Origin of the sequence: Streptomyces luteireticuli (assembly GCF_041519305.1) — a bacterium.
Taxonomy (GTDB): domain Bacteria; phylum Actinomycetota; class Actinomycetes; order Streptomycetales; family Streptomycetaceae; genus Streptomyces; species Streptomyces luteireticuli.
The window spans coordinates 3,337,002-3,363,556 of sequence record NZ_CP167927.1 but is presented as its reverse complement, the minus strand read 5'-3'; the positions used below and the strand labels follow the sequence as shown (position 1 = coordinate 3,363,556).

General features: G+C 68.7%; 31 protein-coding genes. 23 read left to right on the top strand and 8 right to left on the bottom strand.

Annotation, left to right across the window (positions count from 1 at the left end; all coding sequences use genetic code 11):
• Positions 1 to 6: 6 nt before the first annotated feature.
• The gene (locus tag AB8735_RS14770; protein ID WP_372407774.1) at positions 7 to 861 is read right to left on the bottom strand and encodes a metallophosphoesterase; all 855 of its coding nucleotides are present in this window, start codon (positions 859 to 861) and stop codon (positions 7 to 9) included.
• A 177-nt stretch (positions 862 to 1,038) separates the two neighbouring features.
• Between AB8735_RS14770 and AB8735_RS14765 the strand changes: the two genes are divergently transcribed.
• Positions 1,039 to 2,670, top strand: a complete 1,632-nt coding sequence (locus AB8735_RS14765; RefSeq protein WP_372407773.1) for a serine/threonine-protein kinase — start codon at positions 1,039 to 1,041, stop codon at positions 2,668 to 2,670.
• Between the two features lie 203 nt (positions 2,671 to 2,873).
• Here the strand turns inward: AB8735_RS14765 and AB8735_RS14760 are convergent, their stop codons facing one another.
• The gene (locus AB8735_RS14760) at positions 2,874 to 4,214 is read right to left on the bottom strand and encodes an IS110 family transposase (protein WP_372406596.1); all 1,341 of its coding nucleotides are present in this window, start codon (positions 4,212 to 4,214) and stop codon (positions 2,874 to 2,876) included.
• 506 nt (positions 4,215 to 4,720) lie between these two features.
• On the opposite strand from AB8735_RS14760, the gene AB8735_RS14755 reads away from it, so the two are divergent.
• The gene (locus AB8735_RS14755; RefSeq protein ID WP_372407772.1) at positions 4,721 to 6,733 is read left to right on the top strand and encodes a hypothetical protein; all 2,013 of its coding nucleotides are present in this window, start codon (positions 4,721 to 4,723) and stop codon (positions 6,731 to 6,733) included.
• Between the two features lie 238 nt (positions 6,734 to 6,971).
• Here AB8735_RS14755 and AB8735_RS14750 read toward each other — a convergent pair whose 3' ends face one another.
• The 4 genes from AB8735_RS14750 to AB8735_RS14735 form a co-directional block, all read right to left on the bottom strand.
• Complete coding sequence (locus AB8735_RS14750) at positions 6,972 to 7,772, bottom strand: HNH endonuclease (RefSeq protein ID WP_372407769.1); 801 nt, start codon at positions 7,770 to 7,772, stop codon at positions 6,972 to 6,974.
• 64 nt (positions 7,773 to 7,836) lie between these two features.
• The gene (locus AB8735_RS14745; RefSeq protein ID WP_372407768.1) at positions 7,837 to 9,051 is read right to left on the bottom strand and encodes a restriction endonuclease; all 1,215 of its coding nucleotides are present in this window, start codon (positions 9,049 to 9,051) and stop codon (positions 7,837 to 7,839) included.
• A 119-nt stretch (positions 9,052 to 9,170) separates the two neighbouring features.
• Entirely contained in the window at positions 9,171 to 10,418 is a 1,248-nt protein-coding gene (locus tag AB8735_RS14740) for an XRE family transcriptional regulator (protein WP_372407766.1), read from the bottom strand.
• A 154-nt stretch (positions 10,419 to 10,572) separates the two neighbouring features.
• Positions 10,573 to 10,929 carry a winged helix-turn-helix domain-containing protein gene (locus AB8735_RS14735; protein ID WP_372407764.1) on the bottom strand — a complete coding sequence of 119 codons (357 nt, stop codon included), beginning with the start codon at positions 10,927 to 10,929 and terminating at the stop codon, positions 10,573 to 10,575.
• A gap of 740 nt (positions 10,930 to 11,669) precedes the next feature.
• Between AB8735_RS14735 and AB8735_RS14730 the strand changes: the two genes are divergently transcribed.
• From AB8735_RS14730 to AB8735_RS14630, 21 genes are all read left to right on the top strand, one after another.
• Positions 11,670 to 11,984 (top strand): hypothetical protein, encoded by a 315-nt coding sequence (locus AB8735_RS14730; RefSeq protein WP_372407761.1) that lies wholly within the window; start codon positions 11,670 to 11,672, stop codon positions 11,982 to 11,984.
• Positions 11,985 to 12,000: 16 nt separating this feature from the next.
• Positions 12,001 to 12,471, top strand: coding sequence for a transcriptional regulator (locus AB8735_RS14725; RefSeq protein ID WP_372411848.1), 471 nt, complete (start codon positions 12,001 to 12,003; stop codon positions 12,469 to 12,471).
• An 87-nt stretch (positions 12,472 to 12,558) separates the two neighbouring features.
• Positions 12,559 to 12,876: a hypothetical protein gene (locus tag AB8735_RS14720; protein ID WP_372407759.1), complete on the top strand. Its 318-nt coding sequence runs from the start codon at positions 12,559 to 12,561 to the stop codon at positions 12,874 to 12,876.
• A complete protein-coding gene (locus tag AB8735_RS14715; protein WP_372407758.1) occupies positions 12,873 to 13,469 on the top strand; it encodes a hypothetical protein in 597 nt (198 codons plus the stop codon). Before AB8735_RS14720 ends, AB8735_RS14715 begins: the two co-directional genes overlap by 4 nt.
• The gene (locus AB8735_RS14710; RefSeq protein ID WP_372407756.1) at positions 13,466 to 14,113 is read left to right on the top strand and encodes a GGDEF domain-containing protein; all 648 of its coding nucleotides are present in this window, start codon (positions 13,466 to 13,468) and stop codon (positions 14,111 to 14,113) included. Before AB8735_RS14715 ends, AB8735_RS14710 begins: the two co-directional genes overlap by 4 nt.
• Positions 14,110 to 15,219 carry a DUF2637 domain-containing protein gene (locus AB8735_RS14705; RefSeq protein ID WP_372407755.1) on the top strand — a complete coding sequence of 370 codons (1,110 nt, stop codon included), beginning with the start codon at positions 14,110 to 14,112 and terminating at the stop codon, positions 15,217 to 15,219. The genes AB8735_RS14710 and AB8735_RS14705 overlap by 4 nt, the downstream gene beginning before the upstream one ends.
• The gene (locus tag AB8735_RS14700; RefSeq protein ID WP_372407754.1) at positions 15,219 to 15,560 is read left to right on the top strand and encodes an RRQRL motif-containing zinc-binding protein; all 342 of its coding nucleotides are present in this window, start codon (positions 15,219 to 15,221) and stop codon (positions 15,558 to 15,560) included. Before AB8735_RS14705 ends, AB8735_RS14700 begins: the two co-directional genes overlap by 1 nt.
• 26 nt (positions 15,561 to 15,586) lie before the next feature.
• Entirely contained in the window at positions 15,587 to 15,820 is a 234-nt protein-coding gene (locus AB8735_RS14695; protein WP_372407752.1) for a hypothetical protein, read from the top strand.
• 85 nt (positions 15,821 to 15,905) lie between these two features.
• The gene (locus AB8735_RS14690) at positions 15,906 to 18,167 is read left to right on the top strand and encodes a cell division protein FtsK (protein ID WP_372407750.1); all 2,262 of its coding nucleotides are present in this window, start codon (positions 15,906 to 15,908) and stop codon (positions 18,165 to 18,167) included.
• A gap of 139 nt (positions 18,168 to 18,306) precedes the next feature.
• Positions 18,307 to 18,615 (top strand): hypothetical protein, encoded by a 309-nt coding sequence (locus tag AB8735_RS14685; protein ID WP_372407749.1) that lies wholly within the window; start codon positions 18,307 to 18,309, stop codon positions 18,613 to 18,615.
• Positions 18,616 to 18,705: 90 nt separating this feature from the next.
• Positions 18,706 to 18,900, top strand: coding sequence for a hypothetical protein (locus AB8735_RS14680; RefSeq protein WP_372407747.1), 195 nt, complete (start codon positions 18,706 to 18,708; stop codon positions 18,898 to 18,900).
• 14 nt (positions 18,901 to 18,914) lie between these two features.
• Positions 18,915 to 19,364: a hypothetical protein gene (locus AB8735_RS14675; protein WP_372407745.1), complete on the top strand. Its 450-nt coding sequence runs from the start codon at positions 18,915 to 18,917 to the stop codon at positions 19,362 to 19,364.
• Positions 19,365 to 19,378: 14 nt separating this feature from the next.
• Entirely contained in the window at positions 19,379 to 19,672 is a 294-nt protein-coding gene (locus AB8735_RS14670) for a hypothetical protein (protein WP_372407744.1), read from the top strand.
• A gap of 17 nt (positions 19,673 to 19,689) precedes the next feature.
• On the top strand, positions 19,690 to 20,169 hold the full coding sequence (locus AB8735_RS14665) for a hypothetical protein (RefSeq protein WP_372407742.1): 480 nt from the start codon (positions 19,690 to 19,692) through the stop codon (positions 20,167 to 20,169).
• 87 nt (positions 20,170 to 20,256) lie between these two features.
• Positions 20,257 to 20,496 (top strand): hypothetical protein, encoded by a 240-nt coding sequence (locus AB8735_RS14660; protein ID WP_372407741.1) that lies wholly within the window; start codon positions 20,257 to 20,259, stop codon positions 20,494 to 20,496.
• Between the two features lie 86 nt (positions 20,497 to 20,582).
• The gene (locus tag AB8735_RS14655; RefSeq protein ID WP_372407740.1) at positions 20,583 to 21,263 is read left to right on the top strand and encodes an SAM-dependent methyltransferase; all 681 of its coding nucleotides are present in this window, start codon (positions 20,583 to 20,585) and stop codon (positions 21,261 to 21,263) included.
• A complete protein-coding gene (locus AB8735_RS14650; protein WP_372407739.1) occupies positions 21,260 to 22,177 on the top strand; it encodes a bifunctional DNA primase/polymerase in 918 nt (305 codons plus the stop codon). The genes AB8735_RS14655 and AB8735_RS14650 overlap by 4 nt, the downstream gene beginning before the upstream one ends.
• Positions 22,178 to 22,362: 185 nt before the next feature.
• Complete coding sequence (locus tag AB8735_RS14645) at positions 22,363 to 22,509, top strand: hypothetical protein (protein ID WP_372407737.1); 147 nt, start codon at positions 22,363 to 22,365, stop codon at positions 22,507 to 22,509.
• Positions 22,506 to 23,918, top strand: a complete 1,413-nt coding sequence (locus tag AB8735_RS14640; RefSeq protein ID WP_372407736.1) for a phage/plasmid primase, P4 family — start codon at positions 22,506 to 22,508, stop codon at positions 23,916 to 23,918. Before AB8735_RS14645 ends, AB8735_RS14640 begins: the two co-directional genes overlap by 4 nt.
• 146 nt (positions 23,919 to 24,064) lie before the next feature.
• Positions 24,065 to 24,262, top strand: a complete 198-nt coding sequence (locus tag AB8735_RS14635; protein WP_372407733.1) for a helix-turn-helix transcriptional regulator — start codon at positions 24,065 to 24,067, stop codon at positions 24,260 to 24,262.
• Positions 24,262 to 25,299, top strand: a complete 1,038-nt coding sequence (locus AB8735_RS14630; RefSeq protein ID WP_372407730.1) for a site-specific integrase — start codon at positions 24,262 to 24,264, stop codon at positions 25,297 to 25,299. The genes AB8735_RS14635 and AB8735_RS14630 overlap by 1 nt, the downstream gene beginning before the upstream one ends.
• Here the strand turns inward: AB8735_RS14630 and AB8735_RS14625 are convergent.
• The gene (locus AB8735_RS14625) at positions 25,278 to 26,198 is read right to left on the bottom strand and encodes an IS3 family transposase (RefSeq protein ID WP_372404936.1); all 921 of its coding nucleotides are present in this window, start codon (positions 26,196 to 26,198) and stop codon (positions 25,278 to 25,280) included. The two genes, AB8735_RS14630 and AB8735_RS14625, sit on opposite strands and share 22 nt — an antisense overlap.
• Positions 26,195 to 26,503, bottom strand: coding sequence for a transposase (locus tag AB8735_RS14620; protein ID WP_372404934.1), 309 nt, complete (start codon positions 26,501 to 26,503; stop codon positions 26,195 to 26,197). Before AB8735_RS14620 ends, AB8735_RS14625 begins: the two co-directional genes overlap by 4 nt.
• Positions 26,504 to 26,555: the final 52 nt, after the last annotated feature.

The following is a 26,555-nucleotide window of genomic DNA, read 5'->3' as shown; positions in this document are numbered from 1 at the left end:
CCTTGATCACCACACGTCCCCGGGGCGGTCCACCGGCTGCGGGAGGATCTGGCGCAGCGGCTCGCGCGCCGGGCGCTTGCGCCACTCGCGCGGATAGCCGACCGAGACCTCCTCGAAGCGCACCCCGTCGTGCCAGGAGACGCGGGGGATGTGCAGATGGCCGTAGACGGCGGCCGCGGCGCGGAAGCGCACGTGCCAGTCGGCGGTGAGCGTGGTGCCGCACCACTGCGCGAAGTCGGGGTAGCGCAGGATCCGGGTGGGGTCGCGCAGCAGCGGCCAGTGGTTGATGAGGACGGGCCGCAGCTCCGGGCCGAGTTCGGCGAGACGGCGCTCGGTGTACTCGACGCGGGCCCGGCACCAGTCCTCGCGGGTGGGGTACGGGTCGGGGTGCAGGAAGTGCTCGTCGGTGCAGACCACGCCGGACTCGTAGGCCCGCCGCAGGGACTCCTCCTTGGTGTCCGCCCCCGGCACCCGGAACGAGTAGTCGTAGAGGACGAACAGCGGGGCGACGGCCACCGGGCCGCCCTCGCCCTCCCAGACGGGGTAGGGGTCCTCGGGCGTGGCGACGCCCAGCTCCCGGCAGAGCTCCACCAGGCGCAGGTAGCGCTTCTCGCCGCGCAGGTCGCAGGGGTCCTTGGGCGGGGTCCACAACTCGTGGTTCCCGGGCGCCCAGATCACCTTGGCGAAGCGGCCGGCGAGCAGCCGCAGGGCCCACTCGACGTCGGCGTACTGCTCGGCGACGTCCCCGGCGACGATCAGCCAGTCGTCGTCCGAGCCGGGGCGCAGTTGCTCGGTGATCGTGCGGTTCTCGGCGTAGGCGATGTGCAGGTCGCTGACGGCGAGCAGTCTTCCGTGGGGCACTGACGCAGGTCCTTTTCGGTCTCTCGTCCTTCTCGCGCTTCTCGCGGAATCCAACTCGTACCGGTCCGAGCAGAATTCAGGCCCGTGTCCCGCGCCCGGTTTCCCACGCTAATACGCCGATACGCTCCTGCGGAACCCCTGACGGTTCCTGTCGGCCCGTCAAGCGATGATGGGGGCATGACGAATGATGGGGGACGGGCGGGGGAGCCCACGAGCTACGACCTGCGGCCGCCGGCCGCGGAATGGCCGAATCCTTATGCCGGAGCCGGACCGTCCGGAGGGACGCAGGACGCGTCGTTCATGACGTCGGCCGGCGACGGGGCCGCGGGCGCGGAGCCCGGTGCCGGCCGCCGGGTGGGCGGCCGCTACCGGCTGGTCTCCCGGCTGGGCCACGGCGGGATGGGCACGGTCTGGAAGGCGCACGACGAGGTCGTCGACCGCGAGGTCGCCGTCAAGGAGCCGCGCGTCCCCGACCACCTGCCGGAGTCCGTGCGGCACAACGTCCACCAGCGCATGCGGCAGGAGGCCCGGGCGGCGGCCCGCGTCGCCCACCCCTCGGTCGTCGCCGTCCACGACGTGGTGATCGAGGACGGCCGTCCCTGGATCGTCATGGAGCTGGTCCGCGGCCGGTCGCTGGCCGACCGTCTCGACGGCGGAACCCTGGACCCCCGCGAGGCGGCCCGGATCGGCCTGGCCGTCCTGGGCGCGCTCACCGCGGCGCACGCGGCGGGCGTGCTCCACCGGGACGTCAAACCGGACAACATCCTGCTCGGCGCCGAGGACCGGGTCGTCCTCACCGACTTCGGCATCGCGCGCATCGAGGGCGAGCAGGGCCTGACGGAGACCGGCGGCTTCGTCGGCTCCCCGGAGTATGTGGCTCCGGAACGGGCGCTGGGCCAGCACCCCGGCCCCGCCTCCGACCTCTGGTCCCTCGGCGTCGTCCTCTACGCGGCCGTCGAGGGCATGTCCCCGTTCCGCCGCACCAACGCCCAGGCGACGATGCAGGCCATCCTCTCCGCGGAACCCCCGCGTCCGACGCGCGGCCCCGAGGCGTTCACCGCCCTGCTGACCCGCCTCCTCAGCAAGGACCCCGCGGCCCGCCCGGCGGCCCCGGAGATCCGCGAGTCCCTGGAGTCCCTGGCGCTCCCGGCCCCGCGTCCCGCACCTCCCGTTCCGGGCAACCGCTGGATCCCCCCGATCCTCCACCGCAACCGCAAGGCCCAATGGACCCTGGGCACCGGCCTGGTCGTCGTCGGCGCCGCGGTGGCCGTCGTGGCGATCAACCCCTTCGGCTACGGCCCGGCGACCCCGCTCCACTGGAAGGTCCGCGACGAACCCGAGATCGTACGGGCGTCCATCACCGTCCCCGAGGACTACGCCAAGAGCATCGACCCCGACGGACGGGTCGTCTCCTTCAAGGACCCGGGCGGCGTCTACACCATCTCCCTGACCCGCAAGGAGGAGGACAAGGAGAAGCGCGTCACCGTCGGCTCGGCCCACGAGGAGGCCCGCAAGCTGAAGACCCGCTTCGAGAAGGGCGAGGTCTCCGCCGTCAACAACGCGGCGGTGACGGTCTCGGACGCCAAGCCCTTCGAGGGCCGCGACACCGCCGACGTCGCCACCGTCTACCGCAAGTCCTTCGCCGACACCAACGACCCCAAGGGCTTCAGCCACACCCGGGTCATCGTCAACAAGGCCAAGAACGGCGCCTGGTTGCTGGAGGTCACGATGCCGGAGAAGGGCAAGGCCCGCACCCAGGGCGAGAAGCTCTTCGACGAGGTCCTGCGCTATCTGAAGCTGCAGGGGTAGGTCCCACCGAAAACGCCTCTCCCGACCGGGGAGAGGCGTACAAGAAAAACGGAGCGCCCCCGGCAGGACTCGAACCTGCGGCCAAGCGCTTAGAAGAGACATAGGGACTTTGAGGCAATCGCCCCTCTGACCGGAAAACTCAGCGGTCAGGTGGGCATGGCGAAGTAGCCCCCGGTGGCGTGTGCTGAGAGCGTCGAGTGTTGTCAGGCGGCTGCCGGGGTGAGGGTGACGTCGTGGCCGAGGGCCTTGAGCTGGCGGACGAGGTCTCGGCTTTTGCGGCCCGGGTCGAGGTTGCGGGTGTGGAAGTCGGCGCCGAGGTCTCGGTAACGGGCGGTCGGGTCGTTCATGAGGTGCCAGACGGACACCAGGATGGAGCGGGCGACGGCGACCAGGGCTTTCATGTGGCCACGGTGTTTGGTGATCCTGCGGTAGCGGGCGCCGAGGAAAGTGTCGGTCCGTGCGGCGGAGATCGCTGCTTCGCCGAGGGCGCCGCGGAGCCAGGGGTTGCCCCTGCCGGTGGGGCCGGAGGTGTTCCTGTTTCCGGACTGCAGGGTGCGTGGGGAGAGTTTCGCCCAGGACACGAGATGGCCGGCGGTGGGGAAGACCGACATGTCCAGGCCGATCTCGGCGAGGATGACCTGCGCGGTGCCGGGGCCGACGCCGGGGATCTCGTCGAGGCGCTCGGTGTCGGTGATCGGCATCAGGGTGCCCTGTCCGGGGCCTTCGTCGTCCTCGGTGGTGGACAGTTCGGTCAGACGCAGGGTGATCCGGGCGGTGAGCTTGTCGATCTGCACGGTGAGGTGGTCGACGGTGTCCAGCAGCATCCGGCACATGAATGCGTGGTGCTCTTCGAACCGGCCGGTCAGGGCCTCGGCCAGGGTGCTGTGGCTGGCCTTGATCGTGCCGTGGGCCAGGTCCGCCAGGGCCTTGGGGCTGCGCTCGCCCGCGATCAGTGCCTCCAGCATCGCGCGTCCGGAGACGCCGAAGATGTCGGCGATCACGGTGGACAGCTTGATCTGGGCGTCCTCGAGGAGTTTCTCGGTGCGCTGCTTGTGGCGGGTGCGCTCGTGCGTCATGACCGCCCGGGCCCGGGTCAGATCGCGCAGTTCACGGACCGGCTTCGGGGGCACGAACGAGGGCCGGAGCATGCCGCGTTCGGTGAGCTTGGCCAGCCAGACCGCGTCCAGGCGGTCGGTCTTGGGCCGGCCCGGGACGTTCTTGACGTCACGGGCGTTGACCAGCCAGCACTCCAGACCACGCGACTCCAGCAGGAAGAAGTACGGCTTCCAATAGGTCGACGTCGCCTCCATCACCACCCGGGTGACGCCCTGGCAGATCAGGTGGTCGGCCAGGTCCAGGATCGCGCCGCTGGTCGCGACGGTGTTGAAGACCCGCTGCACGCGCTTGCCGGGCTTGTCCTCATGCGGCACCCGCACACAGACCATGCCCGACGCCTTGGCGATATCGATCGCCGCGACACGGGCCACGAGCTCCTCGGCCTGCTCGATCTCCTCGACGCCACCGCTGTCGTCGGTGTCCGCCATGCGCCACTCCCCGGTATCGATCCGTACGGGCCGACGCCTGCCCAGGGGGCCGCGGGGGGAGCGAGAATCTGACCGGCGTGCTCGATGGCAACAGTGCGTGGCCCCTCTGCGGCCCCGGCACCAGACTGACCTACGGGCTCAACGTCCCAACGAGCTACCGGCATCGGCGGGCAGGCGCCGCAGCCATGTTTTCACGCCGGCAAGGCGCACCCGAAGGGATCAGGGGGACTGACCTGCGGAGGAGGGATGGTCGGGGTGACGTTTGCTGTCTATGCCACCGTGTATCCACCGGAGGGGCGGGCTCGCCATCCGCTGCGCCCGAGCAGCCTGTGAGGCGGCAGCGGTCTCGTTGGGCCTGAATGAGCCGCGCGGAGGCTTCACGCCCAGTTCCCGGTGCAGTTGGCGTAGGAGGGCGCGCGACTTCAGGCGATAGCCCGCACCCGGTCCCGCCAGGGCGTTAGCATCTCGTCGTCTTTTCGCTCTAAGTGTCAGGGGTTTCACAAATCGTGACCAGCGAGTCCTTATCCGAGTACCCGAACCCGCACAAGTCCGAGGATGTCGTTCGCTTAGTCGAGGCCGCACTGGCTACCGACGGTATCGATGCGCCCCGCGAGGCGTTGGCCGCCGCATTTGCCTACATCGCCGAGCCGGTCGATCGCCTGGTCATCACCCAGGACGGCCGCGAACGGATCCACCCTGATCGTCTGAGCCGGCAGCCCGACGGTGAGGGGGCCCTGGAGCTGTCTGTGCGGCTGTTCGGTTGCGCTGGCAGCACCTGGGAGCGCAACGAACGCAAGAACACCTGCTGGACCTCCCCGGCCAACCCAGCCTCGGCCACAGCTCAGTGGATGCTCCCGCCGATCGAGGTCTGGCGCGGCCTCGACAACAAGCCCGCAGCCGCGCTGAGCGTCACGATGGCGAGTGCCAAGCGCGTGGTGGAGGTGATCAGCCGCGCTGCGGAGCTTCTCGCTGAAGATGACGGTCGCCGACGCTACGACCTCACTGAAGACCTCCTGCTGAATGGACAGGCGGTCCCCTGCCTGATGGTCGCGCAGGTCTACCGCACCCCTGAAGGCGATTTCTGGGCCTGGCCCACAGTCAAGGGCAACAACCGGACGAAGAGCCGTCATCAGATCCTGAAAAGTGACCAGGCGGCATTGCTCACAGCACCGGACGTGACCGCCGCCCTTCAGCTGTGGGCGGCTGAGCGGAATGCCGAGCTGGAGCATGCTGATTCAGACGATGACCCGGCGCGGCTCGCGCTCCAGGTTGCCGTCGTCGACGCCAGGCTCATTGTTGGATGTGCCAATCCTGAGCTTTTGTACCAAGCGGCGCAGGCCGGGAACCGGCGCGACCATATCCACGCAAACCTGGGTTTCACGGCAAATGATCAGGAGCGTGCGATCGGTCGCCGAGTCCTGGCGGAGTACCGAGCTGCTGGGATCATCAAGAAAACCGAGTTCGACGTGCTCGCTGGAGACCTACCGGTTACGCGGTTGCCCGAGTGTCCTCCCGACGTGGGGGTTTGCGAGCAGCGAGACCTGCGATGCAGGCTGTTGCTTGCCCAGTTCTTCCCGGCCGCAGGAGACCGCCGCCGTCGCCTGATACGCAAGGCGATGGCCGAGCCCGACGGTGAGCAGCTGAACTCGCAGCACACGGTCGAGCGATTGCGTGCGTACTCCGCGTTGTGCTCGGTGAGCTGGTCGACGGCGTGGAACCCGCGCGTGGATGACAGCACTGTCCCGGTCGCAAACGCCCGTGCTGGCATCGCTATCAGCGGCAAGAGTGCCGTGCAATTGCTGGCCGTCGCGGATAAGGAGGACGATGCGTTTGCCGAGCTGGTCCGCTACCGGGCGCCGCAGTGGCTGGCTGCATTCAAGCTCGTCGACGCCGATCGAGGCTCCATGGGCGCCCAAGCCAACCGCAGCGCGGACGGCGAGTCTGGGCCCACCGCCAGGGATCGGCGCGGTATCACGGACGTGCTTGCTGCCATGAACGCCCGGAGGGCACAGGCAGTGGGACTGCTGCGAGAGATGGCAGCGGCTATGGAGGAGGGGCGGGCTCTGCGGCGTGTCGACGCTTTCGGAATCGTCGATGTCGTCGGCAAGGTCGCCGACCAGGCATGGTTCGACGATGCGTTCCCCAAGGGAACGGGCACACGCCTGCCCAGACCCCCGTACACCGCGCCTGCATCAGCGCCGACGTCGGGCAGGCAGACTCAGCGGCCGCTGTTCCAAACGCTGCCGCCGCCACCCAGCGATCGTGAGCTCGCCGACACGAAGAAGGCGGGTGTCCGTTCTGTGCTGAAGCAGATCGAGGATCTCACGAAGGACTTGGCGGTGCTGGTTGATGCGGCGCATAGCCATGCTGCTGCAGCCCATATGAGCCCGACATGGGAGGCGAACGAGTCCGAGCGTCTCAACGTCCAGGCAGGAAATATCATCGAGAGCCTGAAGCACGTCGTCGAGGGCACTCGGCCGCCGGTAGAGGACATCGTGGTTGGGACGCCGTCGAGCTGACTGTCCGTCTTTGCGTCCGCAGGGGAATCCGGCGTATTCCTGGACCCTAGAGATCCGCGCCGTGCCCCTGCGTTCAGCGGGGGTTACTTGTAGCCCTGTCTCTTGCGGAGGCTTCCTGCCAGGAGTTGCGTCTTTCACTGCGCTGAGGATGCGCAGTGAGAGGCCGCCTCCTCCCTCATCCGTCGGCGGTGCTGCACTGATCTGGTGCAGCACCGCCAGCAGAGGAGGCGCAGGCTGGTCAGCCGGTTTCGCCGACGCGTTTGGCCAAGTGATCGATCACCGCTTCACGGTCCGGCTCAGACAGTTGGCGTGCGCGGTCGTATGCCTGGTCAACTCTGGAACGGGGTCGTTCGCCCTTACGAATCCAGTTGAGCAACTCTCCCGCCTCCTTGCCGGTGAGCCGCTTCAGCCCTGCCAGAACTTCGTCCAGTTGCTCCGGGTCCGGTATTTCATCACGTACGGTCTCGTTGCAGCGGGAGCACTCAGTACGCCAGTTGTTGAGGTCGTCCCTGGCTCCTCTGGACTTGAGCCTTTCCTGTGGAACGAGGTGGCCAATGGTGAGCCGGACCCGCGCGCCGTCTTCGGGGTACGTGTCATCCGCGCCTAGTCCACAGATCCTGCATCGCGATCCATCTTGATCCATGACCAGTCGACGGATACGGGCACTTGGGGAGAATTTCTTGTACTTCGCCCGCTCGCCGTCAAGCCAGATCTGCGCACCTTTTTCCTGCAGCCGGTACTCGTCGGGAGCCAGAGTGCCATCGCTGCGCTGCGAGGGAATGCCCCAATCACACTTACGGAGCTCACGCAGGCGCCGGTTCAAATGCTCAGCGTCCTGGGCAATGTCTGGCCCCAGGGCGGCACGCAGCTCTCGCATCGTGAACGTGTCGCCCACGTGCTTGTTGAACCACAACCAGGCCGCGAGGCGCGGCTCCTGGCCGAAGCGCTTCGCCTTCGTACCGGGCTGGATGGAGAGTTCCCACCACAGCGTCCCGTCTGGTGCTCTCGACTCATCGTTGTCGCTGGTCTCCGCTGGCATGCACCAAGTATCGCTGACTCGGTGGATCTTGCACAGTGCAAGATTCATGCTCCTGTACCTGACCCTATTGAGTGTGAGGAAAGCTCTGCTGTAGCCAGTCGCGCACCGCCGCAGACGTCGTTCTGCCGTGTTGCCGGAGCGCGTCTGTGATGTCGCGTCCGCAGACGAGGGCGATCGGGTGTCCGTCCTCGTGCACCTCGTCTTGAACCTGTCGGTTGAAGTGTGAAGTGGTGACGAGTACCCCAAAGTTGCGGTGTCGGATGCGGGAGATAAGCCGTGAAACTTCCCGGACACCGACGCTGTTGTCGGGCCCGTAACACTTGGCTTCCAAAGCAAAGTCGATGCTGATCGGGGCCGCTGGCGGTCCTAGGGCATATGAACCCACAGCATCCCGTCCGCCGTCACGGCTTGGCCGCGTCACATCCACCGTCCCGGTAGCCGGGGCGATCAGTCGCCAGACGGCTACTGCGCAGGCTTCAAAGGCATGTTCCCGCCCGCGGAAGTAGCTTCGGATCTCATCCAGCATGGCCTGGCCGGCCGAGTCGTCGGGTAGCTGGTCTGTTTTGGAGCGGATAGCAGTGGTGGAAGGGGCGAGCAAGGGCCGGTAGACCCGGCTCTGGGCCCATGTCCGCCACACGTCAGGGCAGCCGTCTCCGAGCGGATCCCTGCCCTGGAGGAGGTGCTCGATCCAGGAGCGGGGGATCCGGTCGTGGTCGAGCACGGTGAAGCGTGACCGGTAGTTCTGGAAGCGCTGGCCTGCTGTAGAGCGCCAGATCGCGGCCAGCTCGTCGTCAGACGTCATCGTCGGGCCGCCCGGAGCGAGCAGCCCTCGGAACCGCACCGACCGTCCTGTTGGGCCTGCCTTCTCGAACAGGAAGAACGGCGGCACGCCTGCTCCGCGTTCGACAGGGGTCCCGTGAGAGGCTGCGAAGGCATCTCGCAGCAGGACGTTGCCGGACCGCGGGGTGTCATGCAGGCTCCGTCCCGGGGTCTTGTTGTCGCCGTAATAGGTGAACGTGCCGGTCTGTACGTCGAGATGATCGGGCCAGTCCACCTCGCCACCGCTGGTGTAGAGCACAGCCAGCCGCACTGTCCGCTTCGTTGGGGAACCGGCGTAGCGGAAGCCGCCCTGGTTGCCAACTCCCGCTATCAGCTTGGAAATGGGGTCATCGCCTGAGTTCCCGTTCGTTCCGCCGGCATACAGCGCGTCCACCACAAGGTCGGCTGTCCGCAGGTCAGTGAAGGCGACGTGCGGTTCGATTGCGACAGGAAGAGTCATGCTAAAGATCTACCAGCACGGTCCGACATGCTCGGGTAGGTAGCGGCTGGGGCGCCGGATATCGACTCCGACACGTAAGAGGCCTCCGCTCAAGGAGAGGCCTCAAGTCCTCTGTGTCTCTATGAGGGAAGGAAGCCGGGCGTCACCCGCCCCAGATCTTGCAAGTGCGTCAGGTACTCCTGTGCTTCCGGCACATGACTGAACCGCTGCTTGACGACTCCGGCCAGCTCGCGGCTGGCCAAGAGGAGGGACGGCGCCGACTGGCGATTTCCTTGCAACGCGCGCTCCCCGAGGATGAGAGCCTCCTCCAGCTCTCCGGCTCGCGCAGCCGCCACGCCGAGGGTGACCCGCGCCTCCGCGTTACGCATCGGGCGGCGCTCCGTGCCGTCGAAGTCCGTCCCTGCACGGAGTACTTCCTCCGCCAGAGTCCGCGCCAACTTGTCCTCTCCTGCCAGCCTGTAGCAGTCCATGGCGTAGAAGTCGTACTTTGCGGGATCCACCACGAAATGGTGGTCGATATTGTCCGGGTAGGGCATCCCCTCCAGGAGCTGCCGCCCACGGTCCAAGGCCACTTCCATCTTTCGACGATCCCTGATGCGCGCCCACGCTTTGGCTTCCTGGGCGGCCAGTTGGACGGCCACGCCACGCTTGCCGGCTGCTTCGGCTCCGGCCTGTGCCGCCACTATCACCCCCCGATAGTCCCCTGAGGTCAGTGCGAACCAAGCCCGCATCTCATGGGACCAACCGAGTACTTCCCGGTGGTCGGACTCGACGGCCAGGGACATGGCCGCCTGCCTGGTGGATTCGGCAGCGTGCCTATCGCCCGTGTCGTATTCGACGCAGCCAACGAGCAGCGCGAGCCAGCCCGCCATTGCCAGCACCTCACGGTGCTGCGACAGGGTCAGGGTTTTTGAGGTGAGGTCAGCCAGTCGTCGGAGCCACTGGCGCCCCTCAATGAGGAGCTGTGCGCTCGGCATGTAGGGATACTCCGAGCACAGGCGATCCACTGTGATCCGGACTGCATCCATGGTCGCCGTATCGACGTCTGACCGATTGAGTCTGCTCACGATTTCCAGCGTTTCCATCCCGCTGGCAGCCAGGATCTCCTTGTCGCCATCCCGTGTGCCCTCAGATGGAAATAGGGCGTGAGTGACTGTCCCGAACACGGCCGCGATAAGGGGTTTGTAGAAGTCGCCCGGCGTCGTACCGGCTTCCCAGCGCTTCCACTGCCGCACCATGCTGTCGTCAGATGGAAGTTCCGTTGGTGCGTGGGCCCGTAGGGCCCGTACGCAGTCAAGCTGCGACCAGCCGCGCGCCCGTCGCTCAGCCGCGATGCGTCGCGCCCAAGCAGGCCTGTCATCGGTCATTCGCCCTCCTTTGACTCGTACGCGAGCGTGACGCAACCACCAGGGGGACAGTCAAGGGACACCTGGGTGACATCTGCCTGTCCCCCGGTGGCCGGGCATGCCCCCCAGCTGTCACTTATTTCACGGGTCTGGCCTCGGCATGCTGTTCCTCAGTTCACGCACCGCCCGAATCGGCGCGCGCTTCAAGTGCGGCCACCCGTTCAGTGAGTTCCTGAATCTGGAGGCGCATTTCCTTGATTTCATCAGACGGCCCGGTCTTACGTCTCGGGCCTCCTTTGGAATCCGGCGCGGCAACGAAGTACCCCCTGTTCCCGGCGGAAGCGATGCGTTCCTCCGAGACCAGGATTGCCAAGCCGTCCCGAATGGTCTGCGAGGCATACCCGAACTGCGCTGCCAGCTCCCGCACCGTCGGAAGCTTGCCCTCGGGGTACTCGCCGGCGTCGATGGCGTCCCGTAGTGCGTCCGCCACCTTCGCGGGCTTCGATCTTGAGTCTCCCACCACTCCGCTCATGACAACGAGCGTATCTGCGAAGCCGGGGCGCGAGGGGCGAACAAGGGCTTGCCAGCTAGCTTGAGCTAGTGCATGCTAGGTGATGCTGGACGGGTCGAGAGGCGCCTGTAAGGGCGTGACCTGCGGTTTTGATCCACTAACTACTCGTGACTTCGGCGAGTCCCGTGGAGACGGGAGCCCTGATCAGAGGGCTACAAGCTTTGCCGGAAGCGCTCGTTCTTTGAGAACTCAACAGCGTGCGATTCGACGGGGGTGTGAGTCCCTGTCCCCGCAACGGCCCGGGTGATGGCCGCTGGCGAGCCACTTGGTGGCAGGCGAACCTGTCCTGCCCTGTGCATCAGCTCTGGAGAACAGTCCGGGGGATCATCCCTTCATTTCTGGAGGTCAACTCCTGTGGCTGCCACCTGGTGCGCGCCGCCCTGCTGGCGTCAGAGCAGCGACGATGACGCACCCGATTCAAGGCTCGGGACCGGTCGGCCGTGGCAACGGCCTTCCGGTGAAGCCCTTCACGACATCTACCGCCGGGCGAGATGAGCCGGACCTGTATCCGGAGGTCTCGCCGCGTTCGACCGGTAGCCGCAGCGCTTCCTGCGCTGGGGTCGGTTGCCTCCTCCGCGCGTCCGGCGTCACGCCGTACGTGCGGGGTGCGGGGAGCCGAAGTTGGCTCTGCGGGACGGTCGTCCTCTCACCATGGCCGTCCCGGTTCTCCCTTCACTCATTTCGCACGAGGGGGTACGGCCATGAGCGAGAGCTTCACCCGGGGGTTCGTCAACCACGGGACCGTCCACGGCGGTCAGAACTTCTCCACCCGGCACGAGGACGGTGCGACGACGGCCGTCGTGACGCAGAACGGCGAGACCACGACGAGGGTCACGGACCGGGACGGCAACGAGACGACGACCCGCTCGGACGGCACCAGCCACACCCGCTACAGCGACCCGCAGCGCGCCTTCGAGGCGATGCTCCGGTCCCAGCGCAACCGCCGACTTCGCCCCGGGGCGGCCGCCTGGTTGCCAAACTCGCCGGCCGCCCCGGGCCTCCCACACCATCGCTGACACGAGAGGTATCGCCATCATGGCCGCCTTATTCGCCGCCGTCTTCATCGCCCTGTACGTCGGGCACAGCGTCGGGGACCACTGGGTGCAGAGTTCCTGCCAGTCCGCCGAGAAGGGCCTGCCCGGCTGGGTCGGCCGCTTCGCCTGCGCCCGCCACGTGCTCGGCCTCACCCTCACGAAGGGGGCCGTCCTCGCCCCCGTCGTCGCGCTCCTCCACCTCCATGTCACGATCCTGGGCCTGGCCCTGGGGCTCGGCGTGGACGCCGTGACGCACTACTGGGCCGACCGGCGCACCACCCTCCAGCGCCTCGCCCGGCTGTGCGACAAGGGCGAGTTCTACAGCCTCGGCACCGCCGCTCACCCGGCGCACCCCGTGACGGCCGAGGGCAAGCCCGCCGCACATCTCGGTACGGGCGCCTATGCGCTCGATCAGAGCTGGCATCACCTGTGGCTGCTGGTCGCCGGGCTCCTCATCGCCACCGTCTGACGCTCATCGCGCTTCCGGGGCGGTCGCCTCTCACCGACTTCACCGCGACCGGCCCGGCTTCTCCGTCCCTTCGACTCAGGAGAGACCATGCGTACGTACGTCGGCACCCACGAGGTGCTGAACGCCGCCGAGTTCGCCGAGCTGGCCCTCGGCATGCAGGAGTTGCCCGCCGGCATCGACCGCGACCTGTTCCGCGGCCCGCTGGGGCCGGAGTCCGCCGAGGAGCGGGCCGCCCGGCTGGACGTGGCCCACGCGATCATCGCCGACTTGTCCGAGCAGGGCGCGGCGGGCGACGAGATCGCAGCCTGGGACGCGCTGTACGCCGACGCGCTCACCCGCACCGTGCCGTTCCTCCGCGCCGCCTGCACCACCGAGCGTTCCGCGCAGGCGGGTGAGGCGGCATGAGGACCACCGCCCCCGCCCCCGAGGAACTGACCGACCACACCGGCAAGCCGCGCGCCACCTTCAACATGCCGCTGGGCTACGAGGCGGCACGGCTGAGCATCGCCTTCCACGAGGCTGGCCACGCGGTGCTGGCCCTGGCCTACGGGATACACGTCAAGACCAGCGAGGTCATCGCCTGGGCCACCGATGACGACGGCGGTTGGGCGGCGACCGGCAAGACCGACATTCGCGTGGATGGCGCTTCGCCGTGGCAGTTCGCCGCGCAGTGCGCGGTCGGCGAACTGGCCAGCGCACACTACCTGTTGGCCTACGGGCTGTGGACGCCCGAGCGGGCGGCCGCGTGCCGGGCCGACCACGACCGCGAACTGGCCATCGACGTCCTGGCCAGGCACGGCTACCCGCTCGGACGCGTGCACGTTCCGGTGTTCGGGAAGTCCTGGGGGATGGTGCGGGGGATGGCCCGCCGCAAGATGTACCACCTGTGGCGGGAGATCACCGCCGTCGCGAACGCTCTGAACGACCGCACCCTGCTGACCGGTGACGAGATCGCCGGTCTGACCGGTCTGGCCAACGCCGTGGGGGGTGGGCGGTGAGCGAGATCCTCACGACTGTGGCGGCCGCCTTGCCGATCGCGGCGGGGTGGTCGGTGCACAGCCTGCGGCTGCGGCGCCGGGTTGAGGCCGCGCGGCGGGACCCGTTGACCGGTCTGCCGACCCGCGACGCGTTCACCGAACGGGCGGCCAGGACGCTGGCCAAGTACCCGACTGCGATCTACGTCATCGACTTGGTCCGCTTCAAGCAGGTCAACGACACCCACGGACATGCGGCCGGGGACGCGGTCATCCGCGCCTCCGGCGAGCGCCTGGCCGCATGGGCGCGCGCCCACGAGGGCATGGCCGCACGGCTGGGCGGGGATGAGTTCGCCGCCTTCACCTGCGTGCACAGCTTTCAGGACCACGTCCAGCAGCCGAAGGACCTTGCCTGGGCCCTGGAACAGCCGGTGCGGTTCGAGGGGCAGAAGCTGACCGTCGAGGCCTCCATCGGAACGGTCGCCCACAGCCCCGCGGACGGCGCGGATCTGCCCACGCTGATGCGGATCGCCGATGAACAGATGTACGCGGCGAAGCGCATCGGCATCCCGTGGCTGAATGCTCTGGACCTGGAGTCCGCGGACGAGACGGTCAACGGCCGCCGCTATGGCCGGCCGGGCACGGCGGGTTGGGACGGTGCCGGGTGAAGCTGGCCACGTTGACCCCGGGGCAGTTGAAGTCGGTGGAGCAGACGCTCTCGGCCGGAACCTGGGCCATCACCGTCGGTGCCGTGCTCTTCAGCGTCCTGACCGTGACCCCGCTCGTGTACGGGGTCACTGCCCAGGGTTGGGGCTGGACGGCGCCGATCCTGCCGCTGGTCGTCGATGCCGCCGTGGTGATCGTCATCATGCTCGACTCCACGGTGGCCCGCCTCGGCGGGCAGGCCGGCGGGTGGCCGTCCGTCCTGCGGTGGCTGACCGGGACCATGACCCTGGCCCTGAACATCGGCGACTCCGCGCTCCACCACAACCTCGTCGGGGTGGCCGTTCACGCGGTCGCCCCGACCCTGCTCATCGTCACCGCGGAGGCGAGTCTCGCCTACCGCCGGGCCATCGCCTCGGCCCTGGAACGGATCGAGCGTGAACGCCTCGCCGAGGCCGAACGGGAACAGCGCGAAGCCGCCGCCCGTGAACAACGCGAGCGCGACGAGCGTGAACGCGAACGCACCGCCCGCGAACGGGCAGCACGGGAGGAGCGTGAACACGCCGAGCACCTGGAGCGTGAACGCGCCGACCGCGAGACGGCCCGGCTGCGCGAAGAGCGCGAGCACGCCGCGAAGGTGGAGCGCGAGCGTGAGGAGCGGCAGGAGCGGGCGCGTCAGGCCGAGCGGGAGGAACAGGCCCGCCGGCGGCGTGAAGAGCAGGAACGCGAAGAACGCCAGCGCCGTGAACAGGCGGAACGCGCCGAGCGTGAACGCCTCGCCGCAGCCGAGCGTGAACAGCGCGAGCGGCAGGAGCGCGAACGTGCACGGGCCGTTCGTGAACAGGCCGCTCGCACGGCCCGTGAACAGCAGGAGAAGACCGTCCGGGCGGCCAAGCCGAAGCCGGTGAACACCGCCTCGGCGCCCCGCAAGCTCACCGAGCCCGAGGCCGTCGCCGCCGTTCAGGACGGCATGGTGGCCGGTCTGTCCGTGCGGCAGATCGCCGACCGGACCGGCTGGTCCGTCGGCTGGGTCAACGGCCGCATCCACGCCGAACACGAACGCCAGCAAGAGCGAGAGCAGGAGCGTGAGCGCGAAGGTGCGGCCACCTGATGGCTGCCCTGCCCACCTACCCCTGGCGCCTGGCGCCCGACGGGCTGGCCACCTACCGCCAGCTCCGCGCCGCCGGGCTGCGCCCCGGCGGTCAGCCGGTCGTTGCCCAGCTCGAACGGCGCCGCCGAGGGCGTGGCCCGCTGGTCGCCTACCTCTACCGCATCGACTGCGCCAAGCCCGTCCGTCCCATGACGGCCGCGAGGTGGGCGGCGTTGGCGAAGGCCAACGCGGCCCGCCGCCGGTGCCCGCAGTGCCGCCGGGACGCCGGATACGTCATCCCGGCCTCGCTGGGGACCTGCACACCCTGCGCCTACCCCGACACCGCACAACGCGCCGCCTGAACCCCGTTCACCACAAGGGAGTTGTCGTGAACCACCCGAAGCCCGGCGCTGCTCCGGTTCAGCCGGGCAGTCACTTCTTCATCATCACCCTGGAGCAGCCGGGGCGGGAGACCTACACCACCCACGGTGCCTTCACCCCGCCGCCCGGCTCGACGCGGCATGACGCGTTCCTGGCGATCCTCGCCATCGTCGTCCGCTCCGTGCCCAGCATGCAGGGCGCGAACGTCACCTTCTTCTCGCTGGAGCCCAACCAGCTCTGAACCTGCCCTCGAAGCAGCGGGCCCGGCCGCCTGCCGACCAAAGCGTCGGCCGGGCCCTTCAACTCCGCGAAGGAGCACCCCCAGCATGACCGAGATGAACGTGTCCGGTCCGCCCGTCGAGGCGCCGGAAGAGGAAAAGTCCGCTGCGGTCCTGACCTTCCCGCTCAAGAAGGACCCCGAGCCGACGTCTGCCCCCGAGCCGAAGTTCGTCCCCGCGGCCGCGACGGCCTCGCCCCCGGGGGAGGTGAAGGCGGGCGAGTGGGAGGCCGAACTTCCCGACCCCGAGGACCCCGAGGCCGAAGGACTGACCGAGGGCGCGGACGTCGACCCGCCGCGGGAGGTCTACCCGCCGTCCATCAGCGAGTGGATGGAGGCGCGGGACAAGGCCCGTCAGCCCGTCCTCCCTGACTGGGTGAAGCTGCCTGACCAGCGCAAAGCTGTCCGTAAGTGGGCGGTGCGGCACTACTCCACGATGCTCGGCTACCACGCCTTGCGGCTGCCGTGCGTCTACACTCCCAAGCTGCTCGCCTACTCGCCGCGCGGGGCCTGGCGCTGGTCCTCGGCCGTGGGGCGGTGGGTCTTCGACGCCGAGGGCCGGGCCCTGCGCCTGGCGTCCGTGCTGGATGAGGACGCGGGCACCTACCTGAAGTTGTCGCGCCAGCGGGACAATCGGGTGCGGATGCGCTCGGTTATCGCGTCCGTGGCGAGTTTGGTCGGTCTCACGGTCGCGCTGCTGTTGTGGGTCATGGCCCCGACCTGGGTGCTTGCCCTCGCGCTCACGACGCTGACCACGGGGCTGGGCCTGGCGGGTGCGCCGGCCGACCGGCCGCTCATCGACCGCGCGAAGGTGACCTTCCGCAAGCGCAAGCTCTCCTCGGACATCGTCATCCGCGCGCACGAGGTGGCGAAGCTGACCGACAAGAGCCAGACGATCGCGTTCCCGCGGCCGATCGGCCGGGACGGCGACGGCTGGCGCGTGGTCGTCGACCTCCCGTACGGCAAGACCTTCGAGGACTCGGTCAAGGCTCATGCCCGGCTCGCCTCGGGCATGGACATCGCCCCGACCCAGCTGTTCATGGACAAGGACGAGACCAGCGGACGCCGGGTCTCGTACTGGATCGCCGACCGTGACCCGCTCGCCGTCCCGTCCGGGAAGTCGCCGCTGCTCGGCGCGACGCGGGTGGACTTCTGGAAACCGTTCCCGTGGGGCGTCGACGAGCGCGGCAACCCGGTCATGGCCACCATGCTGTGGCTGTCCCTGCTGGTCGGCGCGGTGCCGCGGCAGGGCAAGACGTTCTCCGCCCGCACCATCGCGCTCGCCGCCGCCCTGGACCCGTACGTGCGCCTGATTGTGTTCGACGGGAAGGCGTCGCCGGACTGGCGTTCCTTCACCAAGGTCGCCCACCGGATCGGTTTCGGCATCGTCCCGCGCGACGGCTTCGACCCGGTGATGCACCTCGTTGACGCGCTGATGGAGCTGAAGGCGGACGTGGAGGACCGCTACCACCGGCTGTCCGAACTGCCGTTGCACATCTGCCCGGAGGGCAAGCTCACCCCGGAGATCAGCCGGGACAAGAAGCTGAACATGCCGCTCACCCTCGTGGTGGTGGACGAGGTGCAGGAGTACCTGCAGCACCCCACCCACGGCAAGACCATCCTCGACCTGCTCGTCTACCTCGCCCGCGTCGCGCCGGCGGTCGGCGTCTCGGTGATGAACTCCACGCAGAAGCCTGATGACACCGCCTGCCCGTCGGTCCTGCGCGACCAGCACCAGGCCCGTTTCTCCCTGCGGGTCGGCTCGTACCACGTCTCTGAGGTGGTGCTCGGCGCCGGGTCGTACGGGGAAGGGCTGGACGCATCCAAGTTGCTCAAGTCCCACAAGGGCGTTGGCCTGCTCAAGGGCATGTCGGATGACTCCGGGATCGTGCGGACCTACCTGGCCACCGGCCGCGACGCCGAGACGATCCTGGCCCGGGCCCGCGCCCTGCGCGAGGCCGAGGGGACGCTGACCGGCGACGCCGCGGGCGAGGAGAGCACGAGCCGCGGCGCGGACGCGGTCCTCGACGATGTCGCCGTCGTGCTTGGCCGCAGCGAGGACAAGGTGTGGTCGGAGACCGTCGTCGACCGCCTCGCCGAGTACAACGAGGCTGTCTACGGCCAGTGGGCCCAGCTGGAGGGCCGTGCCAAGGCCGACCAGCTCGCCGCCGCGCTCAAGCCCTACGGCATCACCACCGGCCAGGTGTGGGGCAAGACGGAGAACGGCAAGGGCGCCAACCGGCGCGGCATCGAGCGTCAGCACATCCTCGACGCGATTACGCAGCGCAACAAGAAGCGGGGCGACAGCTAGCCCCCGAGGGCCGCTAGGTCTAGCGAGCAAGGTCGCTAGACCTAGCAACCTCGCTAGCAACCCACAACGCCCCTGATCAGGCCGCTAGCACCTAGCGGCCCACCTGCGAAAACCCCGAAACCCGCCCTGAGAGGCCCTCATGCCCCTTCCCCTGCTCGCTAGCGCCACCCTGATTCTGCTCACGCTTGGTTACATCGGAGTGTGTGCGGTCTCGCCGTGGAAGACCTGCCGCCGCTGCGACGGACTCGGCTTCCAGCTCACCCACACCAAGCGCGGCAAGCCCCAGCGCGGCAAGCACTGCCGCCGCTGCGACGGCCACGGCATCCGCATACGCCGCGGACGCCACCTCTACAACCTGTGGGCCCGCACCTACCGCACGGGCCGCGCCGCCGACGCAGCCGCCGCCAAGACGCCGGGCGCAGGCTCCCGGAAGACGCCGACCGCATGACCGCGATCCTGCGCTTCGCGCTCGTGGCCGTCGTCCTCGGCCTGCTGCTTGCCTCCTGCCCCGCCCGCTGACCGAAAGGAGGTCTGGCCCGTGGCGGTCAACCTCTCCGCGATCCTCCTGCTCGGCATCGCCGCCGTCTTCATCGTCCGGTCCAGGGCCGGAGGCATCGGCCCCGCCATCGTCCTGTTCCTGCTCGGCTTCTTCACCGCCGGAACCGGCGCCGACGGACCCATCCGCAACCTGTGCACCGCGCTCATCCAGGCCCTCGCCAACCTGCGACCCTGACAGGGGAATTCACGGTGAACGAACCCACCCGCTACCGCCCGCCCGAGACGGCCGGCGCCGTCCACCACCCCACGCCCGTCGCGCACGCGGCACCGATGGTGCCCGTGCAGCCGGGCCGCATCCCCACCGTGCAGTCCATCGTCCTGCCCGACGGGCAGGTGGTCACCGGCTACGCCATCGCCCCCACCAAGCCCGAACCCGCCGCCACAAAGCCGCCCGTCTCACGGGCCGCCGCGAACATCGCGCTCGGGGGTATCGGCTTCGCCGCGGTGTGCGGCGGACTGCTGATGCTCACCACGTTCATCGCCGCCCTGACCACGCTGATCACCCAGCTCATCATCCTCGCCGCGGTCATCTTCGGCGGCTTCATCGCCGTGCAGGTACTCGGCAGTTCGAGCCGCGGCGGCAACACGGTCGTCAACATCCGCAAGGCCGTCATCAAACGCAACCACTTCCACACCTGACAGGAGCCCCCACCATGCTCCGCTTGCGCATCCAACACGCCACCTGGCCCCGCCCGGCACTGATCCTCAGCGACACCCCCCACCCCAACTGCCCACAGTGCAACGGCAACGGCGACTTCGAGGAGGACTACGGCGACCACGGGACCGGCGAGTACGCGGGCACCGACTGGTACCTGTGCACCTGCTGGAACATCACCCGCAGCTGGCTGCTCATGCCCCTGCCGCGCCGCCCCCGGTGGCTGCGCCGACGCCGCGCCGCCGATGACCCGTGGGCCCCCAACGGCTACAGCAACGAACCGCCCTTCTGACCGGAGAGGAAGCCGCCATGCCGGACACCGACCCGAACACCCTGGCCATCCGCGCCGCTGAAGCAATCCGGGACTTCAACCACGCCACCCAGCGCACCAAGGCAGAACTGACCTACCCCGGCGACGCGTACGAGGTCGTCGCGTCCCTCAAGCTCCTCACCCAGCGCCTGCCGCAGAGCTTCGACCAGATCTCCGACTTCCTGGCCACGCTCACCAAGACGGGCGCGGTCACCGCCGACTACGGCACACCGGACGACCACATCGCCGAAGCCCGCTCCGGCCTCGCCTCTGCCGCACTCATCACGCAGACCCTCACCGAGTTCCTGGACCACGCCCACAGCGAACTCGCCCCGCTCGGCTACGACATCAGCACCGATGAAGAGCCGTGCGGCGAGGGCATGTGCCGCTGCGACTGCATTGGCGTCCTGCACCCGTGCGGGTGTGACTGCCCGCATCCCGAGGACTGTGACTGCGCCGTCTGCACGACCGACGCCTGAATTCGCCCGGGGCGGCCCGTCTCTCACCACCCGGCCGCGACCGCCCCGGCTCTCCGCCCCTTCGACAGAAGCAGGAGAACCAGCACCATGCCCGTCACCCTCGCCCCGCCGCTGAACGCCCGGCGGCTCCGACTCCTCGACGTCATCCGGCACATATCCGGCGAGTGGACGACCCTGCGCGCCCACCGTTTGTACCGGGGCGCCGGGTGGGGCCCCAAGCGTTCCACCGCCCGCCGCGACCTCAATGCGCTGGCTCGCTCCGGCTACCTGGTCCAGCACGAGACCTACGGCCGGCGCTTCTTCACCCTCAAGCGCACCAGCGCCTGAAAACGCCCGGAGCGGCCGCCTCTCACCACAAGACCGCGGCCGCTCCGGCTCTCCGTCCCTTCGACAGAAACAGGAGAGCTACCAGCATGACCCATCCCACCCCGGTCCGGCGAGCCGTCTCCCGGCCGCGTCTGCTGGACGCGTTCTGCTGCCAGGGCGGCGCCAGCATGGGCTACCACCTTGCTGGCTTCGACGTCGTGGGCGTCGACATCGCCCCGCAGCCCCGTTACCCCTTCACCTTCGTGCAGGCGGACGCGGTCGCCTTCATCCGCGAGTACGGCGCGGAGTTCGACTTCATCCACGCCTCCCCGCCGTGCCAGCATGACAGCGAATGCCAGCGCATCCGCGGCAATACCCATCCCGACCTGATCGCCCCCACTCGCGCGGCGCTGGAATCCACCGGCCGCTCCTGGGTGATGGAGAACGTGCGGGGCGCGGTGCCCAAGCTCCGGCGCCCGGTGATGCTGTGCGGGCCCATGCTGGGGCTGGAGACCTACCGGCACCGCTACTTCGAAGCCGGCGGAGCTTTGGGCCTCCCGCAGCTCCCGCACTCCGGACATGCCGTGCCGCAGGCCAAGATGGGCCGCCCCGTCCCTCCGGGTGCGTACGGGCAGTTCATCGGCAACTTCTCCGGCGTCCCCCTCGCCCGGAAGGTCATGGGCGTGCCCTGGATGAACCGCGACGGCATCCGCGAATGCATCCCGCCCGCCTACACCCAGTGGATTGGCGCCCAGTTCCTTGCCCCGGAAGGCAGGGCCGCCGCATGACCGAACCCCTGGCCACCGACCTCGGGAGCCTGCCCCTGCTCGCCTCCGCGCTGGATGCGGCCGAGCGCGGCTGGCCCGTCATCCCCCTGCGCCCCGGCGCCAAGTCCCCTGCCGGGCACAGCGAGCAGCGCTGCCCACGTACCGGCCGGTGCTCGGACGGGCACCTCAAGCCCGAGCAGCGCGCCACCACCGACCCGTCCCTCATCCACGCCGCTTGGGCCCGGGGCCGTTGGAACGTCGGGATCGCGACCGGCCCGGCCGGGCTGCTCGTCATCGACCTGGATGTGCCCAAACCGGGAAACACTGAAAGGGCCCCTTCGGGGACAGATTCCTGGCAGGCGCTCTGCGAGCGCGCCGGCACCCGCCCCGTGACACGACAGGTCCGCACGCCGTCCGGCGGTGAGCACTGGTACTTCACCACCCCACCCGGCACCCGGCTGGGATGCACGGTCGGACAGCTCGGCCCGCGCATCGACACCCGGGCCTGGGGCGGCTACGTCGTCGCCCCGGGCAGCACCACCCCCAACGGCGCGTACACGGTCCTGGGCGACCACGAGCCCGCCCCACTGCCGGACTGGCTCCACAACGCCCTGACTCCCCCTCCGCGGCCCGGCCACGCCGTGCCGGACGCTCTGCGGAACCGCGGCGGGTACGCCGCCGCAGCACTGCGTGCTGAAGAGCGCAACGTCGCCACGGCGGCTGACGGTACCCGCAACGCCACCCTGCTCCGGGCCGCCCGCGCCCTGGGACGCCTCGTGGCATCCGGCGACCTCACCCGGAACGAGGTCGAAGAGGCTCTTAGTAGGGGGGCGGGGGCCAACGCGACCCAGCCCCAGCGCTACTACGACGACGTCATCGCGCGGGGCCTGGACTGGTCCATCGCCCACAACCCGAACCGGGGGCGGGCAGCATGACCAACCCGCCCCCTCCTAAGAGTCAACCCCTCACCCCAACCGGGCCGTTCGTCGCCGGACCGGCCGCACCTGGGCCAACCATGGGCGAGCCGAAAGGCGCCGCCCGCAAGGGCGTCCTTTCTGCTCTTCGTCCTGACCCTCACGCGGTCGTCATCACCGGTATCCAGCCGGGTTTTCAGGTCCACATGACCGGCGTGCCGGTCGCGGACTGGCTGTGTGTCTGCGGGCACCACGAACGCGCCCGCGGCCGGGCTGCCGTCATCGAGCTGGCCGCCCGCGTCCGCATCGCCACCTGCCCCCACGCCACCGCCGAAGGGAGGTCAGCGGCATGACCGAACAGGACATGGTTTCCGAGGAACTCCCTGCCCCGTCAAACCCGTTGGCCGTCGCCCGTCGGCTCCTCCCTGACTGGCAGACCGAGGCCGGACACCTGGTTTGTCGGCGGTGGCGGGGATCGTGGATGCGCTGGACGGGCACCTGCTGGCGGGAGTTGGACGAGGTGCAGGTGCGCGCGGCGATGTACACGCGTCTGGAGAACGTCATCTACTGGGCCGTGAACAAGAAGGGTGAGCCGGAGCCGCGGGAGTGGGCGCCGACCAAGCAGAAGATCAGCAACCTGCTGGACGCGCTCACGGCCATCACCCTGCTGCCCACCGACACCGACGCCCCTTCGTGGGCCGACGGGACGGCGGCTGACGACGGGCCGGTTGTGGCGTGCGCGAATGGGCTGTTGCGTATCCGGGACCGTGCGCTGCGGCCGCACAGTCCGGCGTTCTTCAACCTGGTCTCCGTGCCCTACCCCTATGACCCGGACGCGACCGCACCAACGTGGGACCGGTTCCTGCGGCAGGTCTGGCCCGACGACCCGGACGCCATCGAGGCGGTGCAGGAGTGGTTCGGCTACGTCCTGTCGGGTCGCACCGACCAGCAGAAGATCCTGCTCATGGTCGGCCCGTCCCGTTCGGGCAAGGGCACCATCGCCCGCGTACTCAAAGAACTGGTCGGCAAGGAGAACCTCGCCGGCCCCACTCTCGCCGGGATGGGCACGAACTTTGGGCTGTCGACACTGATCGGCAAGCCGCTCGCGGTCATCTCCGACGCCCGGCTGTCCGGCAACGACAACAGCCAGGTGGTGGAGCGGCTGCTCACCATCTCCGGTGAGGACACGATCGACATCGACCGCAAGTACCGGGAAGTGTGGACCGGCAAGCTCCCCACGCGGCTGATGATCCTGTCCAACGAACTGCCGTACTTCGGCGACTCCTCCGGGGTCATCGCCCGCCGGTTCGTCGTGCTCACGATGACCGTGTCGTGGCTGGGCAAGGAAGACCCGACCCTGTTCGGCCGGCTCGTCGCCGAGATGCCCGGGATCCTGAACTGGGCCCTGGACGGACTCGCTCGCCTGGAGGCCAAGGGCCGGATCACCGAGCCCGAGTGCAGTCGCGAAGCGGTCACCACCATGCAGGACACCGCCTCCCCCACCTCCGCGTTCATCCGCGAACGCTGCACCACCGGGCCGGTGTGCAGCGTGCCCGTGGACACCCTGTGGGCGGTCTGGCGGGAGTGGGCTGAGGACAACGGCGTCCGAGCGGTCGGTACGAAGCAGATGTTCGGCCGCAACCTCCTCTCCGTCATCCCCCAACTCCACCGCACACGGCCCCGCGACGCGTACGGCCAGCAGGTGGCGATCTACAACGGCATCACCCTCAAGCCGTCCGATCCACATCAGCTTGAGTCGTGACTCATCGCGACTCAAGCGCCTTCCCGCCCGCTCTGAGTCGCGATGAGTCGCGACTCAGAGCAATGCGGATCCAACACGGAACCACCGCGGGGAACTTCGGCGACGCCCCGTTCTTGCCCGCCCCGCTCTGCCGAGGAGGCACTTCGATGTCCGGCAGCACCAGGGACCGAGAGAAGCTCACCCTCGATGAGGTCTGCGAGGAGCTGAAGATCTCGCGCTCCACTTTCTACGACTGGCGCCGGAAGAACCGGGCGCCCCGTTGCATCAAGCTCCCGAACGGCGACCTGAGGGTCCGCCGTAGCGCTCTGGATCACTGGCTCGACGACCACGAGGACGCCGCTTGATGGGCACGACGTACAACGTCAAGTTCTGGAAGACCGCCGTCTACAAAGGCAAGCGCGGCACCACGTACACGGTGCGCTGGACGCTCGACGGCCAGGAGTGGCGTGAACCCCTGGGTACGCGTGCCCAGGCGGACGCTTTTCGCTCCGAGTTGGTGAGCGCCGCTCGCCGCGGTGAGCCGTTCAGCATCGCCACCGGCAGGCCCGTCTCGCACCAATCGAAGGCGAGCACGACGAACTGGTACGACTTCGCAGTTCAGTTCGCGGACTACCAGTGGCACCGCACCGCCGGCAACAGCCGGAAGAACACGGCCAAGGCGCTCATGGCGACGACCATCGCGCTGCTGCGGACGTCGCCAGCGGCCTTTCGCCCCGTCGACGTCCGCACAGCGCTGAGGGAGTACGCGTTCAATACGAAGCGGCGGGGGGAGGCGCCGCCGGAGGTGGCCACCATCCTGAGGTGGGTGGAGCGGAACTCGCTGACCATGGCGGCGTGGGAGGACCCGGTCAAGGTTGACGAGGTCCTGCGCGCTGTGGATACGAGGCTTGACGGCAGGCGTGCCGCAGCCAGTTCCGTCAAGCGCAACCGGCGGATACTCAACGTGGCTATGCAGCACGCGGTCAAGCACCGGATCCTGCGCGAGAACCCGCTGCCGAAGGGGAGGGGCGCGACGCCCAAGACGTCCAACGCAGTGGACAGGCGATCTCTGATCCATCCGGCCCGGATGGCGCGCATGCTGGCCGGTGTCCGTCGTCGGCCCCGCGGAGGCCGGAAGCTGCACGCCTACTTCGCCACGATCTTCTATTCCGGACCGCGCCCGGAGGAAGCCGTGGCGATGGTCGTGGAGGACGTGGTCCTGCCGCCGGAGGATGCAGAGGACCAGTGGTCGGAGCTGCTGTTCCACACCGCGCAGCCGGAGGTCGGGAAGAACTGGACCGATGACGGCCAGCTCCACGAGGAGCGCGGGCTGAAGGGGCGGGCCGAGGTGAGGTTCCCCCGCTGCGTGAGAGTTGCTGATCAGCAGGTCGGGACGGGTTGATGGGTGTTCAGGTTCGCTGGTTCGGCCGTCGCCTGGTCGGTGTAGTGCTTCTCCTCGAACTCGATCGGGCTGAGGTAGCCGAGCCGTTCTTGGATGCGGCGGGGGTTATAGAAACCGTCGATGTACTCGAAGAGCGCGAGGTTCGCCTCGGCACGTGTGGCGAAGGTGCGGCCGCGCAGGCCCTCGGTCTTGATCAGCATCCACAGATTTTCCGCGAGGGCGTTATCGTACGAGTCCCCCACGGACCCCATGGACGCCTCAATTCCCGCCCGCACCAACCGGGTCGTGAGCTTGATGGACGTGTATTGACAGCCGTGATCGGCGTGGTGAATGAGCTTGCCCGGCTCGACCTCGCGGGACGAGAGGGCGTACTCGAGGGTGGTCAGCACCAGGTCCGCATCGGCGCGGGCGGAGGTCTCCCAGGCGACCACCCGGCGGGAGAACGCGTCGCGGATCGCCGAGAGCCACAGCGGCCCCTCGCCGGTCGGAACCATTGTGAGGTCGGTGACCCACAGCCGGTTCGGCGCGGGTGCGGTGAAGTCCCGGTTGACCAGGTCCGGGGCCAAGGTGGCCTTCGGGTCCCGGCGCGTGAAGCCGCTCTTGCGGCGTGGGCTCACGCCCGCAAGACCGTCCTCGCGCATCAGCCGTTCGACCCGCTTGCGGCCCACGCGGACGCCCTCCCGTTTGAGGACGGCGTGCACCCGCGGCGAGCCGTAGATCCCGCCGGAGTCGGCGTGGATCGTGCGGATCTGCTCGGTCAGCTCGACGTCCCGGCGGCGCCGTTCGCACGGCTCCTTCTCCGCGCGGCGCCAGCGGTAGTAAGTGGCGGAAGGGATGTGGAGCTCCCGGAGTACGCACTCGACCCCCAGGCGGGGATGCTCGTCAACGAGCGCCGTCACCTGGGCCGGGTCGGGTCGAGTTGCGCCGCGAAAAACGCCGAGGCCGTCCGCAGCACGTCGTTGGCCCGCTTGAGCTGGGCGTTCTCCTTGCGCAGGGCCGTGAGCTCGGCCCGCTCGTCGGTGGTGAGCCGGTCGTCGCGCTCGCCGGCATCGGCCTCGGCCTGGCGGATCCAGCCGCGCAGGGCCTCCGGATGCACGCCGAGGTCGACGGCCAGTTTCTTGATCTGCGGCCTCGGGTCGGAGGTGCGGTACATCCGCACCGCACGCTCACGCAACTCCAGCGGATATCTTCTCGGGGCAGCCATGGTCGAAGGTCCTCTCATGAGTCCCATCTGACCCTCTGTCAACTGACTCCGC

What these genes read in the sequence shown, in the direction of transcription:
- AB8735_RS14765 (WP_372407773.1), top strand. Translation starts at nt 1,039, where the DNA reads ATGACGAATGATGGGGGACGGGCGGGGGAGCCCACGAGCTACGACCTG.
- AB8735_RS14760 (WP_372406596.1), bottom strand. Translation starts at nt 4,214, where the DNA reads ATGGCGGACACCGACGACAGCGGTGGCGTCGAGGAGATCGAGCAGGCC.
- AB8735_RS14750 (WP_372407769.1), bottom strand. Translation starts at nt 7,772, where the DNA reads ATGCCAGCGGAGACCAGCGACAACGATGAGTCGAGAGCACCAGACGGG.
- AB8735_RS14745 (WP_372407768.1), bottom strand. Translation starts at nt 9,051, where the DNA reads ATGACTCTTCCTGTCGCAATCGAACCGCACGTCGCCTTCACTGACCTG.
- AB8735_RS14740 (WP_372407766.1), bottom strand. Translation starts at nt 10,418, where the DNA reads ATGACCGATGACAGGCCTGCTTGGGCGCGACGCATCGCGGCTGAGCGA.
- AB8735_RS14735 (WP_372407764.1), bottom strand. Translation starts at nt 10,929, where the DNA reads ATGAGCGGAGTGGTGGGAGACTCAAGATCGAAGCCCGCGAAGGTGGCG.
- AB8735_RS14730 (WP_372407761.1), top strand. Translation starts at nt 11,670, where the DNA reads ATGAGCGAGAGCTTCACCCGGGGGTTCGTCAACCACGGGACCGTCCAC.
- AB8735_RS14720 (WP_372407759.1), top strand. Translation starts at nt 12,559, where the DNA reads ATGCGTACGTACGTCGGCACCCACGAGGTGCTGAACGCCGCCGAGTTC.
- AB8735_RS14715 (WP_372407758.1), top strand. Translation starts at nt 12,873, where the DNA reads ATGAGGACCACCGCCCCCGCCCCCGAGGAACTGACCGACCACACCGGC.
- AB8735_RS14700 (WP_372407754.1), top strand. Translation starts at nt 15,219, where the DNA reads ATGGCTGCCCTGCCCACCTACCCCTGGCGCCTGGCGCCCGACGGGCTG.
- AB8735_RS14690 (WP_372407750.1), top strand. Translation starts at nt 15,906, where the DNA reads ATGACCGAGATGAACGTGTCCGGTCCGCCCGTCGAGGCGCCGGAAGAG.
- AB8735_RS14685 (WP_372407749.1), top strand. Translation starts at nt 18,307, where the DNA reads ATGCCCCTTCCCCTGCTCGCTAGCGCCACCCTGATTCTGCTCACGCTT.
- AB8735_RS14670 (WP_372407744.1), top strand. Translation starts at nt 19,379, where the DNA reads ATGCTCCGCTTGCGCATCCAACACGCCACCTGGCCCCGCCCGGCACTG.
- AB8735_RS14665 (WP_372407742.1), top strand. Translation starts at nt 19,690, where the DNA reads ATGCCGGACACCGACCCGAACACCCTGGCCATCCGCGCCGCTGAAGCA.
- AB8735_RS14660 (WP_372407741.1), top strand. Translation starts at nt 20,257, where the DNA reads ATGCCCGTCACCCTCGCCCCGCCGCTGAACGCCCGGCGGCTCCGACTC.
- AB8735_RS14655 (WP_372407740.1), top strand. Translation starts at nt 20,583, where the DNA reads ATGACCCATCCCACCCCGGTCCGGCGAGCCGTCTCCCGGCCGCGTCTG.
- AB8735_RS14650 (WP_372407739.1), top strand. Translation starts at nt 21,260, where the DNA reads ATGACCGAACCCCTGGCCACCGACCTCGGGAGCCTGCCCCTGCTCGCC.
- AB8735_RS14645 (WP_372407737.1), top strand. Translation starts at nt 22,363, where the DNA reads ATGACCGGCGTGCCGGTCGCGGACTGGCTGTGTGTCTGCGGGCACCAC.
- AB8735_RS14640 (WP_372407736.1), top strand. Translation starts at nt 22,506, where the DNA reads ATGACCGAACAGGACATGGTTTCCGAGGAACTCCCTGCCCCGTCAAAC.
- AB8735_RS14635 (WP_372407733.1), top strand. Translation starts at nt 24,065, where the DNA reads ATGTCCGGCAGCACCAGGGACCGAGAGAAGCTCACCCTCGATGAGGTC.
- AB8735_RS14630 (WP_372407730.1), top strand. Translation starts at nt 24,262, where the DNA reads ATGGGCACGACGTACAACGTCAAGTTCTGGAAGACCGCCGTCTACAAA.
- AB8735_RS14620 (WP_372404934.1), bottom strand. Translation starts at nt 26,503, where the DNA reads ATGGCTGCCCCGAGAAGATATCCGCTGGAGTTGCGTGAGCGTGCGGTG.